General features: G+C 45.0%; 15 protein-coding genes and 1 pseudogene. 2 read left to right on the forward strand and 14 right to left on the reverse strand.

The window, feature by feature from the left end:
* Positions 1 to 11: 11 nt before the first annotated feature.
* Both DESGI_RS24715 and DESGI_RS15550 read right to left on the reverse strand, forming a co-directional pair.
* Positions 12 to 170 (reverse strand): hypothetical protein, encoded by a 159-nt coding sequence (locus tag DESGI_RS24715; protein WP_157872798.1) that lies wholly within the window; start codon positions 168 to 170, stop codon positions 12 to 14.
* Positions 171 to 318: 148 nt separating this feature from the next.
* On the reverse strand, positions 319 to 648 hold the full coding sequence (locus tag DESGI_RS15550; RefSeq protein ID WP_006524154.1) for a hypothetical protein: 330 nt from the start codon (positions 646 to 648) through the stop codon (positions 319 to 321).
* Positions 649 to 818: 170 nt separating this feature from the next.
* Here DESGI_RS15550 and DESGI_RS15555 point away from each other — a divergent pair, with 170 nt between their 5' ends.
* The gene (locus DESGI_RS15555) at positions 819 to 1667 is read left to right on the forward strand and encodes a hypothetical protein (RefSeq protein ID WP_006524155.1); all 849 of its coding nucleotides are present in this window, start codon (positions 819 to 821) and stop codon (positions 1665 to 1667) included.
* 7 nt (positions 1668 to 1674) lie between these two features.
* Here DESGI_RS15555 and DESGI_RS15560 read toward each other — a convergent pair whose 3' ends face one another.
* Entirely contained in the window at positions 1675 to 2397 is a 723-nt protein-coding gene (locus DESGI_RS15560) for a metallophosphoesterase (RefSeq protein ID WP_006524156.1), read from the reverse strand.
* Between the two features lie 416 nt (positions 2398 to 2813).
* On the opposite strand from DESGI_RS15560, the gene DESGI_RS24720 reads away from it, so the two are divergent.
* The gene (locus DESGI_RS24720; protein WP_006524157.1) at positions 2814 to 2981 is read left to right on the forward strand and encodes a hypothetical protein; all 168 of its coding nucleotides are present in this window, start codon (positions 2814 to 2816) and stop codon (positions 2979 to 2981) included.
* An 85-nt stretch (positions 2982 to 3066) separates the two neighbouring features.
* Here DESGI_RS24720 and DESGI_RS15565 read toward each other — a convergent pair whose 3' ends face one another.
* From DESGI_RS15565 to DESGI_RS15615, 11 genes and pseudogenes are all read right to left on the reverse strand, one after another.
* Complete coding sequence (locus DESGI_RS15565) at positions 3067 to 3573, reverse strand: NUDIX hydrolase (RefSeq protein ID WP_006524158.1); 507 nt, start codon at positions 3571 to 3573, stop codon at positions 3067 to 3069.
* A gap of 81 nt (positions 3574 to 3654) precedes the next feature.
* The gene (locus DESGI_RS15570; protein ID WP_006524159.1) at positions 3655 to 4473 is read right to left on the reverse strand and encodes a metal ABC transporter permease; all 819 of its coding nucleotides are present in this window, start codon (positions 4471 to 4473) and stop codon (positions 3655 to 3657) included.
* A gap of 7 nt (positions 4474 to 4480) precedes the next feature.
* The gene (locus DESGI_RS15575; RefSeq protein WP_006524160.1) at positions 4481 to 5233 is read right to left on the reverse strand and encodes a metal ABC transporter ATP-binding protein; all 753 of its coding nucleotides are present in this window, start codon (positions 5231 to 5233) and stop codon (positions 4481 to 4483) included.
* Positions 5226 to 6212, reverse strand: coding sequence for a metal ABC transporter substrate-binding protein (locus tag DESGI_RS15580; protein ID WP_006524161.1), 987 nt, complete (start codon positions 6210 to 6212; stop codon positions 5226 to 5228). Before DESGI_RS15580 ends, DESGI_RS15575 begins: the two co-directional genes overlap by 8 nt.
* Positions 6213 to 6647: a Fur family transcriptional regulator gene (locus DESGI_RS15585; RefSeq protein WP_006524162.1), complete on the reverse strand. Its 435-nt coding sequence runs from the start codon at positions 6645 to 6647 to the stop codon at positions 6213 to 6215.
* Between the two features lie 172 nt (positions 6648 to 6819).
* A pseudogene (locus DESGI_RS15590) lies at positions 6820 to 8154 on the reverse strand (IS4 family transposase); the annotation flags it as partial.
* A 312-nt stretch (positions 8155 to 8466) separates the two neighbouring features.
* On the reverse strand, positions 8467 to 8802 hold the full coding sequence (locus DESGI_RS15595; RefSeq protein ID WP_006523288.1) for a hypothetical protein: 336 nt from the start codon (positions 8800 to 8802) through the stop codon (positions 8467 to 8469).
* A gap of 364 nt (positions 8803 to 9166) precedes the next feature.
* On the reverse strand, positions 9167 to 10117 hold the full coding sequence (locus DESGI_RS15600) for a hypothetical protein (protein ID WP_006523289.1): 951 nt from the start codon (positions 10115 to 10117) through the stop codon (positions 9167 to 9169).
* 464 nt (positions 10118 to 10581) lie between these two features.
* On the reverse strand, positions 10582 to 10830 hold the full coding sequence (locus DESGI_RS15605; RefSeq protein WP_006523290.1) for an RNA recognition motif domain-containing protein: 249 nt from the start codon (positions 10828 to 10830) through the stop codon (positions 10582 to 10584).
* Between the two features lie 104 nt (positions 10831 to 10934).
* Positions 10935 to 11555, reverse strand: coding sequence for a nicotinate-nucleotide adenylyltransferase (nadD, locus tag DESGI_RS15610; RefSeq protein WP_006523291.1), 621 nt, complete (start codon positions 11553 to 11555; stop codon positions 10935 to 10937).
* A 14-nt stretch (positions 11556 to 11569) separates the two neighbouring features.
* The gene (locus tag DESGI_RS15615) at positions 11570 to 12820 is read right to left on the reverse strand and encodes a glutamate-5-semialdehyde dehydrogenase (RefSeq protein ID WP_041285598.1); all 1251 of its coding nucleotides are present in this window, start codon (positions 12818 to 12820) and stop codon (positions 11570 to 11572) included.
* Positions 12821 to 12835: the final 15 nt, after the last annotated feature.

Consider the following 12835-nt stretch of genomic DNA (forward strand, 5'->3'; position numbering starts at 1 on the left):
CACATCTGACCTTAAAAACCGTATTTTTTCTGTTTGGTAGTCAAGTTATTAGGCGGGGTCTTATAGGGGTTTTGCCGCAGAGCTTCGCCCTGCTCATCCTTGTCCCACAACCGGCGAGGGGATTCTTCATGTACCAGCTCATGCTTAAAGGTTTTCTTATTATCGGGCATGCCCATCATCACCACCTGTTCGTATTTATATTAGCTTTCCTTTACCTACTTTAGCTGATACAATGAAAAAATCCCCGGGGAAAGCAATTCCGGGGAGATCTGAACTCAAGCTGCAAATACTTCTATAAGCTGCACAATGGCATGCTTGTTATTCATCCTCAGTTAACAATATAACCTTCTCATGCATATGCATATTTAACTGTTCCAACACTTTTTTAAGTGATTCGGCGTCCTTAAGATAAAATCCACTTTCCCATCGATCAATAAGGTAAGTAATAAATTCCATGTAACCGTTAATCATAGTCAATGTATACAAATCTTTGAAACGGTTATTACTTACCGGTTGGCAATTGTGCACGGAAGAATTTTTATGGGTCAGTGTAAAATTGGACAATGTTTCATCGTCCCTGGCCCAGGTAAGGATTCCTTCATGAACAGCAACTTCTTCTCCGCAAATATCGCAAACAAACCTGGACATCAAATATATCCGCCCCCTTGAAAAAAAGACATAACAATTTCCCTATGTTATAATATATCATAACACCGGCAGGGTAACCAGAACCTAAATAAGGTATCATCTTTATTTCCGGCTGCCACCGGTTGCTGCATTCTTAAACTGATTTATCCCTTGGGAGGTCCTAACTTAACATGCTGCAATGGTACATTGAAGACGCAGGGGGCGGATGCAGGGCATTTTCTGAAGTGCTGGTACTGGTATGCGAACAGCCCCGGCTTATCTATCAAAGGTTTTTACCGCTGACCTGGGACAATAAAATGAGCATGGAAGAGATAGCCTGTAGAAAGGTACTTGAAATGATGAGGGAAGCAGGGGTCAAACGGGATGACTACCTGTACGTATGCTCCGGCAACATTTTTTTCGGGCTGCATAAATGGCTCACTGAAAACGGTTACCATTGGGAAACGGCCAAAATGGAAGGCCTGGCCCATGAGGTGGCCGAAAACACTTTTCAGCAACAAATTATATCAGCAGGCTTTCCCGCCGAGATACGGCTTGAAGAACGCAACTACCGGGACTATTACCGGCAGGTTGATGCATGGATAAAAGAAAATGCCACCCGTATTCAATATATAAAGGATATGAAAGTACGGTGTAAACCCGCCCGCCTCCGCTACCTGCTCAAAGGCAATGCCGGCAGTGCCCGCACCTGCTCCCACTGCCGCAAAAAAATATTGCCCTACAGTCCCATGGTTCAGTATCGTTTCAGGGAATTTGGCAAAAAAAAGAGCCGTTATTATCATCCCGATTGTTCACCGGTCAAACCGCACAAAAATAAACTGCAACAAGCACGCATTGATTGGCAAGGTGAAGTGCTTAACGGTGTAATTTTACCGACCCGGGAAACTCAACCCTGTAAAATTTGCGGCCAGGATGTTCCTACCGGCACCAAAGCAGTACACGCCCGCAGGGACAGAGAATTAATTTTTGGCCACCCGAATTGTTTTAAAAGCTTGAACAAAGATACGTGTACTGAATAATATTAAATTAGCATGAAGTAATTAACCGGGGCGTAAAGTTAAGGTAATCAGCGCTGGTCAGGTGGAAATTTATGCCCCAGGCCTGATCAGGCAGCCGGTAACGGCAGGCTTTGGCATGCAGGTGACCGTATATCACCGTCTTAACTTCATATTTTTGAAATAACTCAATAAAACCCGAATAGTCATGTTTTTCATTGGTGGGCATATAATGCATCACAACGATTTTAGGGCCGTTATCGACACTTTGCAATGAATTCTCCAGCCTGATCAATTCCCGGCGATATATTTTCTCGTCTTCTTCTTTAAAATAAGCGCCATTGGGGCAAAGCCAGCCCCGGGTGCCACAAATATTGACCCCTTCCAATTTAACATGATCGTTTTGAATTAATTGCACGTTGGACGGCACCGCTTCCCTGGCACGGGAAATGCTCTGCCACCAGTAATCATGATTGCCCTGTACACAAACCAAACGCCCCGGTAACAATCCCAGATAATCAAAATCCGGGCCGGCTTCATCAAGTCGCATGGCCCATGATATATCCCCCGGCACCAACACTAAATCATCTTCTTTGACCAACCGGTGCCAATTTTCATAAATCCTGCGGGCATGATTATGCCAGGCCTTGTCCAATTCAACCATGGGCTTATACTCCTGGTTTTTATCCCAATTATCCACATGCAGGGCACCCAAAAAAGACAGGTGCAAATCAGCAATGGCAAATATCCTCAATTAAATATCCCCCTGTAAGCTCCCTATAAATATTTTCCTGTAGAGAAGTGATGATTATTCTTTTCGCCTATCAGGATAATTATTCCTGCATTAATACTTGCTATCATGATAAGTTACCGTATTGAGGAGCATCTGGCCAATAAAAAAAGAAAACACACAAAACAGGTTTCCTTAACAGCATAAACATCTATTCTAAAATGTAACCGTGAAACAAGTAACCCCCACTACGGGGGTTACTTTGTATACCGGTTTTTTTAAAAAGCTGCTAGCTTACTTAACGATATCGTTACTTTCAGCCACCTGGGAAGCTTCCCGCCGGGTATAGCCGAGGGATTTTCAGTAAAATTTCAAAAATAAGGTAACAAATTTCCCCTCATGCCTATATATTGGTAGCAAATAAAAAAGGAGGAATATTAATGGGATATGGTACTGGTTCCGCACCACCCCCGGGTAAACCCGGAAAGGGTGCCAAACCACCCTTTGGCAAACCATCAAAAGGCAAAATCAACACACCTGGTAAACCTGTTCAAAAGCCATCTAAGCCAGGCAAACCTGTCAAAGGCAAAGCGCCTTGGAGCAAGTAAGATGTAATCAAACATGTATACCCGGGAAATATTCATCCCGGGTATGCATGTTTATTTTTTGTTAGTAGGTAAAGCAGAATGAGGATCAGAAAACGCGTAAGCGATCAATAACCAACCGGTCAGTGGGAAAAGCCAGGGGCGGACAATCTGACAAGTCAAAATAAGCCACGTAGTCCAAATCATCTCCTGCCAGAAGCTCCCCGCCGGTTACCCTGGCCCAAAACCAGATACCCACGGTATGTTTTTCCGGATCATGAAAATTAGACTGTACCGTATACACCCCTAACGGCTCTATATCTAGATTGGTTTCCTCTTTAAACTCGCGCCGCACTGCATGGTATACATCTTCATCATATTCCACATAACCGCAGGGAATACACCATAAACCCGCGTATTTCCCTCCAGTTCTGCGTCCCAAGAGAATTTGCTTTTGAGCATTTAAAACAATAGCGGCCACACCCACCACCGGGTTTTCATAAAAAATATACCGGCATACATCGCAAATAAGCCGGGGCCGTTCATCTTTGATATGATAACTCAGTTTCCCCCCGCACTTTGGACAAAAGTAAAATCTTTGCTCCTTGATAGTCAACGTTTACTTCACTCCCCGCCGCCCGGTGGTGTTTATTGTGCACCAAATTACCGGGTTTGGCTGCTGATTTAATAATTGTTTTTAATTGCTTAAGCGAAATACTGCCCGGCGGGAGTTCAGCACCAACACTAAAATCAGCATTATTACCAGCGTCATAACAATAGCTCCACCCGGCGGCAGGTCAAGGTAAAAGGAACATAACAAGCCAATAATAACAGCTGCCTCACCGGTAACAACCGCCGCAACCAAGGTACCCCGAAAGCTCTTAGCCAATTGCATAGCCACCGCCACAGGCAAAACCATCAGTGAAGAAACCAGTAGTATACCCACAATGCGCATGGATACCGCAATGGTCAACGCCGTAAGGGCGGTAAAGCCTACATTTATTAGCTTTACCGGAAGACCGCTGACCCGAGCGGTTTCCTCATCGAAAGTGATGGAAAATAATTCCTTAATAAAGAATATTGTTAACAACAATACCGGCAGGCCAATCACTGCGATGACATAAATATCTTCAATGGTAACAAGCACGATGCTGCCGAACAGGTAGCTCATAAAACTGCCATTGAAGCCATTGCCCAGACCAATCAGAATGGCTCCCAAAGCTACCCCGGCAGACAAAATAATGGCTATGGCCAGCTCGGAATAATACTTGTATTTATCCCGGAGTCCCTCGATTAAAAGGGAACCGCCCAGAGCAAAGGCCGATGCCGCCAGCACGGGCTGAGTTCCCATCAAAAGTCCTGCCGCCACCCCTGAAAGACAAACGTGAGATAAAGCGTCCGCAATCATGGACATGCGGCGCAATGTTATAAAAAGTCCAATGATGGGACAAATTATGCCCACCAGCAGTCCCCCGGCCAAGGCACGCAGCATAAAATCAAATTGAAATATCTCCAAATCAGGCCTACCCCCTGACCAGGCCGTCCGCACAGCCCAGGCTAAATTTTTCTTCCCGGCTCATCATGCAATCCCGCCAGCGTAACGCATTGGAATAGTTATGGCAATTACATGAACAGATACGCCGGTCCAGACATACACGCTTGCTGGCCAGGGAAGAAAGCCATTCCGGCTCGTGGGAGACCAGCATCATGGTGACACCGTCATCACGCAGGTTTTTAAGCAGCTGGGCCAATCCCGCCAAATTCGCGGCATCCACGCCATTGGTGGGTTCATCCATAATTAAAACCCGGGGCTGTACCACCAATGCACGAGCAATCATTACCCTCTGCTGCTGCCCCCCGGATAATTCACTTATTGGGGAATTGCGCAAAGACAGCATATTTACCCGATCAAGGGCATATTCGGCGCACCGCTTATCTTCTCTGCTAAAAAAGCGGAACATACCGCGCAACGCGGCCCGGCCTGAAAGCACCACTTCAAAAACCGTAGCCGGGTAACTGCGGTTAAAAAGGGTAGCTTTTTGGGACACATAACCAATGCTGTGCCACGCCTTGAACTTATTTACCGGGACCCCAAAAATTTTAATTTCCCCGGACTGGGGTTTTATTAACCCCAAAATAATATGGAGCAGAGTGCTTTTTCCCGCACCGTTGGGACCGGTAATGCCCACCACCTCACCCTCGCACACGTGAAGGGAAATGCCATCCAGCACCGGGTGACAACCGTAAGTAAAATGAACGTCAGTTAATTCAATCATGACTATTTTCCACCCCCAGAGCCAGGGAAAGGTGCTTCAGATTTTCCCCCATCACAGCCAGGTAATCTTTACCAGATTTTCTTTCATCGGGAGTAATACCACCCAGGGGATTTAGCACCAGTGTTTGGACACCCGCTTCTCGAGCGATCACCTCTGAAACCCTCGGGCTGACCAGCGTCTCAAAAAAAATATACTCGACACCGGTCTGTTGTACTGTTTCAATAATTTCCTTCATGCGGGCCGGGCTGGGATCCGCACTGGGGGAAATGCCCCGGATAGGCACCTGTTCCAGGTTATACCGATGGGCCAGATATCCGAATGCGGCATGGGAAACGATAAATTTGCGTATCGGGACCCTTTCCAGCGTTTCCATATACTTATTATCTAATTCATTTAACAGTTCATGATAATTGCGGGCATTGTCACTATAATATGCTGCATTATCCGGGTCCGCCTTTTGAACACCCTGAAGAATGTTATCCACCATCAAAGCCGCATTTTGGGGATCCAACCAGATATGGGGATCGATATTAGTATCATGCACATGACCGCCGGCATCCCCATCATGTGTGTGAGGATCGGAACCCGGTTGCATATCCACGTGCAGCAGTTTAATACCTGCGCTGCAGTCCACCGGCACCGGTCCATTCTTTCCGAGGTTGCGCAGCACCTTTTCCACCCAGGTTTCCATACCTGCACCATTATAAATTATCACATCAGCCTGCTGTATGTTAACCATATCCTTGGGTGAAGGCTCCCAGTCATGAGGTTCCACTCCATCGGGCACCAACTGCACTACCCGGGCCCGGTCACCGCATACCCGGGCCGCAAAATCATAAACCGGGTAAATAGTTGCGTAAATCAACACTTCATCCCCGTCTGGTGCTATCTCCCCCTGATCGCCGGTACCGGAACATCCAATTATAATAAAACTAAGTGATAATAAAATTAATGCTATATAAGCAGTTGACTTGCGCAATTATTCATCCTCCTTTTCCAGGCATTGGGCACAATAGCCGAAAATTTCAAAATTATGTTTTTGTATGGCGAATTTTTTATCCTTTATTTTCTGCTTATCTAAATAATCCAAAGGGCAAAAATCTACTTCTTCGGAGCACCCACACTTCAGGCATATTAAGTGGTGCCGGTGGCCACTTTTTTTAACTAGTTTATACCTGCCCTTGCCGTCGCCGAAATCCGTCTTATCCAGCATGTTCAGTCGTTCCAATACGCCGACATTGCGATAAACAGTATCTACGCTCAAGTTTGGAAAACGCGTCGATATTTGGCCGTGAATATCTTCCACCGTCATATGCCTGTTCTCCCGCGCCATTAAATTTATAATCTCCTGTCGCTGGGGGGTTATCTTATAACCATGCTCCTTTAGCTTATCGAAAATATCCTGCGTCCTCAAAACAGTATCACTCCTAAACAGGAATTATTCTTACTTAACAATAAAATACCCCAGCCAGTTTTATTTGTCAAGTTAATGGCAATTATCCATTAGTAATAGTATTTATCTCAACTTTCGCACCTTAAAAATAAGCTCAAGCTCTTAATATGCAAGCGTTTTGGAATTATTAATATCAAGCAACTGCTCTTTTCTGAAGCGAACTTTTCAGAAAGGCAGGTAATTGCTCGAAAAACGTATCCAAAAAATGTTGAATTTGTTCTTCAGAAAGAAGAAATTCCTTGCTAAATGATGAGGCGAAAAGATCTATGATTAAAAGAACAGCTTCGGTAAAGCGAATATCCTCAATTTCATCGCAACACAGATAAAAGAGCTCGCCAAGGGTCTTGGGGTCTTTCTCCTCTCTGGCACTTAAAGCCAGCATGATATATCGCACAAAGACAATGGTGGTATGAGCAGTAAGCGCATCATAACTACGGCACTGGAATTCCTTTGCCAAATGCAAATGGGACTTTGTGACTTTGAAGAAACACTCGATTTCCCAGCGTTTGCCATAAATACGGATAACTTCTTCATCAGATAGCTCAAGGTTTGTTGTTAAGATTGCCAACCATTTTTTTGAGCGGTTACGGTCTCGAACGAAGATGATTTTTACCAGAACGTCATTTCCGTTTTGGGCCTTACCAAGCCCGACAACGACGGATGATAGAATCTTGGCCCGCCCGCGTTTTTTGCGAAGAACTTTGTAAAGTTGACCCAATGTATATTCGCTTCCATTATAGGTGTAATAAACGCGGTGCATATTCTTGAGCATACAAACAACATGCAAATGGTATTCTGTCAGCACCCGCTTGATTACGACTGGAAAGGCAAACCAGCTATCAAAAAGCAGGGTACTCGCACAAAGTTGAAAAGGGTTCACTTGGTCGAGAAGCGAGAACATAGTTTCTGTGGATTTTTGAATAGCTTCTTTGCGACGGCGGTATCCAACTGTCCGTTTGTCAATCCTTTGATTTAGCCCCTGGTAACGATTTTTCTCTTTATCAGAGCTAAGCAGAGAGAACGCAAGGGGCAGAAAGGTTCCACCATCAGACCAACCCAAGGTCAGCATCCGAAACCCTTTCAGATACCGATTTGTTGAATGATCGTGAACCCGGGACAATAATTCAACCGATTTACTACGGTTTCTGGAATAAGTAGAGTCGTCTAAAATCAATACACGAGCCCGGCCCTCTGATGTCAGGGGTAAAAGTCTTGTTTTGATGAGAAATGAGCTGATTGTAACAAGAAATTTCCGCCAATTGAATGTAGGCCTGTTTAGAAAACGACATATCGCATCTTTGGAAGGAGCGTTATCTATACGACCTGACTCCAATGTTCGATAAAGATTTTTCCCTTGAAATACAAGGGAAAAGATAAATTGGAAAAGGAACAATGGCGATAGACCGGATTCTTTTCGGATATTCGCCTGGTGCAAAAAGGTTCCTATTTTGCCTGCTTTATAAACCGATCAGAATAAGATTTAGCCTGTTCATTGTTATCATTTTTTGGTAAAATTATAGCCACAGAAAACATCCTTTCTTGGTGTGTTGTTGTGGTGACTACATTTTACCAAAAAAGGCGTGTTTTCTGTTTGTTTTTGCTTAAAAAAGTTGGCCTAAATTCTTATTTTGTAAGGGGTTAGACTGATTTTTGAACTGCGAAAGTTGAGTATTTATTTAATTGAGTGATTAGAAGCTGCTTTTTTTAAAAAATGACCTAAACATGATTTGCTGGACAAAAATAAATAACCCCCACCGCAGTTAGTAGGGGTTATATTATTTCAGGAAAGTATAACCTTATTATCATCCATTATTTTTAAAACATGTGCTGCAGCAACCATCTTGGCATTTAGCACGTCGGGGGTTTGAACTCTGGCCAGCTCCATTTGTTCCTTTACGGTAGCCCCTTCGTTGGCGCACTTAAATATCTCATTGCTGATGGTTTGCCGGGACTCATCAAACTTCGCAAAGCTAATGGCGGAAGAAAAAACATCCCTCAGTAAATTATTTTCCATCTGGGGATCAAACTCCGGCAGGAAAACAATATTGCCCCGGTAGATTTCAATTAACGCAGCCAGTAAATAGCGCGCATCATTACTTTTTTCGTTATTCTCCATCGGTTCAACTCCTTGTCAAATTAAGTGACGGTAATATATCTTTTCCATTATATACCCCTTCGGCCCCAAAACAAAACCCCATGCTTTTGATATACAGAATATATTTTATAGAGTCTGTTCAAAAAATCCGCACGAGATCAACTTCGAATTTCTACGTGGCTTGGTTTCTTGGTGCTTACTTATTTCAGCTCCGTCCTTCAAAGCTTTCGTCTCTTTGATAGGTACCGGGTGTTGAAAGGTTAAAAATCAAAGATTTTCAACCTTTCAACACCCGGTACCAAACCCTACCTTTTCGAACAAGCTCTTACAGATGCTTTAGGTAATTAGGGATGTTTCCGACCACCCTCGTTATAATGTGGTGTTGTTAATTAATGCCGAGATCCTGAAGGCAATTTTTCCTGTATTCTTCCACCTCAGTTGTTAATCGACCATTACTTTGTTCCACTGTATCCAGCAGTCCCTGAACAAGCCCGGCCAATTGACTTGGCTCACTTTCAGCCAGTATTTTCTCATAACTTGTCTTGGCTTCGGACGATAAACTTTTTTCATCATAAGTAAAAAGAGGCGTATTGTTGGTGCCGAATAAAACAAATTGGACATAGCGTTCATACAGCTTTTGGACATCAGCAAGCTTGGCTGAATCAGCATACGTGTTGATAAACTTCTCCTGGTTCAACGCGCGGGTCAAAACCTCATCCCAGGCAATGACCAATGCAGCATCCCTGGCAGAAGGTTCATTGGACTCTACAGCCATTATATCAATATAAGCTTTGATGTCCGGCGTCACCTGGGAGCTGTAATCCAGATACCGTTGATAATCAATAATGGGATAGAACATGCCCTCGGCGGTATCCACTTTATATCCGGCAGCTTTAGTTTGTATCAGCAGCTGCTTTAACTCTTCGTCATTTACAGCATCCACGTCGTTTATGTCCATACCGGGTTTATATTCATCAAGAAACTTTTGTGGTATAGTTGGGTCACTATAAAACCTGGACGCGAATTGAGGTAAATATCCATTATGGGCTTTTTCCAGCCCGGCAATCATTTCCGAAGCATTCTCAAGGGAAAGCTTTGCTATATTGCTATCTACATATTCAATTATTGCTTCAATATCACTATTTTCTTCCACAAGTGCGTTGAATTCACTTAACAATGCCTTTTGCTCATCTTGGGTAATGGTTCCTTGATCCCCAGTTTGATTTTGATCAGGCTTGTCCGTGCCCGTGTCTGCTTGTTGTGTCACGGAACATCCAATTAGTGACAATGTAATGCACATTATAAATACTGCAGGCAATATGATTTTTCTTAGCAATTTCGAACCCCCTGTTTTAGTTCTGGAATTGCCGGATACTTGTTACATTAAACAGTGTCCCGTACTAAATTAGTTTGACTGAAAACAGGATAAGTTTGTTCCCCTAAAACCAATATTGCCTTAAATTAACGGCAAACAAGCTAATTTAAGAGTCCTTAGGGATGAAGTTGACATTAGGTTATTGCAACTTTAAAGCAATTTTACCGGCAAGCATACCGGGTAGCAACTAAATTTAACTGCTGTTGTAGCCTGGTTATTTAAGCTGTAATATTGCAACTAACCATGAAAACCTCCAGGTTTTTTTGCACACCAGAGGTTCTCGATGCCTGACAATTTAGTATACCAGTACCCATTTTTTCAATCATTATTTCAGCTCTAGATTTAACCAGTAAGCAAGAACCGTCCCCGCTTGCCCTTAAAAACAAATCCTCCCCACGGGGGAGGTTTTGTTTTTCTTAAGTATACTATTCTCTGGCCCGGGCTTCGTTGACGGTGATGATCCGCCCCTCGAAATCGGTGCCGTTTAATGCTGCAATCATTCCTTCGGCGTCCTCGTCTTTTACCTCCACAAAACCAAAGCCACGTGAGCGACCGGTTTCTCTGTCGGTAATAATACGGCTGCCTAAAACTTCTCCGCATCTTGAAAAGGCCTCACCTAAATCCTCGGCTTTAGTAGACCACGGCAGATTTCCCACATATAATGTTCGCGCCATCAGATCACCTCTTTTCCATTGCTGCTTTCAAATGATGATTGTCAGTATTATTTGCAAAAGAAAAATGCCTAATGCAATAATAACAGGTTAAGATTTTACCAAAGTTATTGTTGATATAATTTTTTTCTAAAAATAAATTTTTCCACAGCTTCGGGTAACAAATATTTAATAGGCCTGCCCTCCCGCACCCGGTGCCTGATATCAGTTGATGAAATGGCCAGTGCGGGCACTTCAATGGTTTTAATTTTAGCCATGGCGCCTTTGGGCAGGTGATTTACGCTCCCAAGCTGGAACCCGGGACGAGTGGCCGCAACAAAAAAACACTCTTCCAGCAACCCCTCAACGTTCTTCCAAGTTAATATTTCCAGCACAGCATCGGAACCGGTAATAAAATATATTTCCCATCCGACATAGACTTCCTTCATGGCCCGTACGGTATCGATTGTATATGACAACCCTTCCCTTTTTATTTCCAGGTCGGAAATGGTGAAGTGGGGGTTGGAACTAATTGCCCTTTTTGTCATTTCCAGCCGGTGCCCCGGTAGGGATATATCCCTTCTAGTTTTATGCGGTGGCTTACCTGCCGGTATAAAGATTACCTTTTCCATGCCGAATTGGTAGCGAGCCTCCTCCGCCGCCACCAAATGTCCGTGGTGTATTGGGTCAAATGTGCCGCCCATCAGGCCGATTCTTCTTTTTTTTGGCTGATTGAGGCTATTATTCATCTTTGATAACTCCGTTACCCCCTGATTTGCCCATCACCAAACACTATATACTTGTTGGTAGTCAGTTCTTTTAAGCCCATTGGCCCCCGGGCGTGCAACTTTTGGGTGCTGATGCCGATTTCGGCCCCAAAACCGTACTGGCCGCCATCGGTAAAGCGGGTGGAGGCATTGATATACACCGCCGCGGCATCAACTTCATTTAAAAAGCGCATGGCCCGGGTGTAGTTTTCGGTGATAATGGCCTCGGAATGCTTGGTGCTGTAACGATAAATATGATCCAGCGCTTCATCCAGGCTGTCCACCACCTTTACAGCAATAATCAGATCCAGGAACTCGCCGGCATAGTCTTCCTCAGAGGCCGGTTTAACCCACTCGGCCATAGCCATGGTCCGATCACAGCCACGCACTTCCACTCCGGATTCTTTAAGCGCTTCCAGCATCCCGGGCAAAAACTCTGCCGCAGTAGCTTGGTGAACCAGTAAAGATTCTAAGGCATTGCATACTCCGGGGCGCTGGCATTTAGCGTTGATCACGATGCGCCGGGCCTTTTCCAAATCGGCATAGCGGTCGACAAAGACGTGACAGTTGCCCACACCGGTTTCAACAACAGGCACGGTGGCGTTTTGCACTACAGTTTGGATCAGCCCGGCACCGCCCCGGGGAATAATCACATCGATATAATCGTTTAACTTCAGCATGACGTTAACCGCGGCCCGGTCGGTAATTTCAATTAAGTTGATGGCCCCCTCGGGCAGTCCTGCTCCGGTAGCCGCGGTGGCAATAATGTTGGCAATGGCCAGGTTGGAGTTAATGGCCTCGGAACCACCCCGCAGTACCACCGCATTGCCCGCTTTAAGGCATAACCCGGCGGCGTCCACCGTAACATTGGGCCGGGCTTCATATATAATGCCCACCACGCCCAGGGGTACCCGGGTACGCCCAATGCGTAAACCGTTGGGGCGAGTCCACATGCTCTCCACTTCACCCACCGGGTCAGGCAGCGAGGCCACCATGCGCAGGCCCTCCGCCATGTCTGCCACCCGCTCCGTTGTTAAAAGCAGCCGGTCGATCAGTGCCCGGGAAAGACCTTTCTCCCGCCCGGCACGGATGTCAATCTCATTGGCCGCCAGTATTTTATCGGTGTTCTTAATCAAGCTGTCCGCCATGGCCAGCAGGGCATTATTCTTTATAGTTGTGGATAGATAGGCGAGCCGGCGGGCCGCCTCCCTGGCTTTTTGCGCCTTGGCGATAACTTGTTTTTCCATAATTTTGCCTCCTTG

It is taken from the genome of Desulfoscipio gibsoniae DSM 7213 (assembly GCF_000233715.2).
GTDB lineage: Bacteria > Bacillota > Desulfotomaculia > Desulfotomaculales > Desulfallaceae > Sporotomaculum > Sporotomaculum gibsoniae.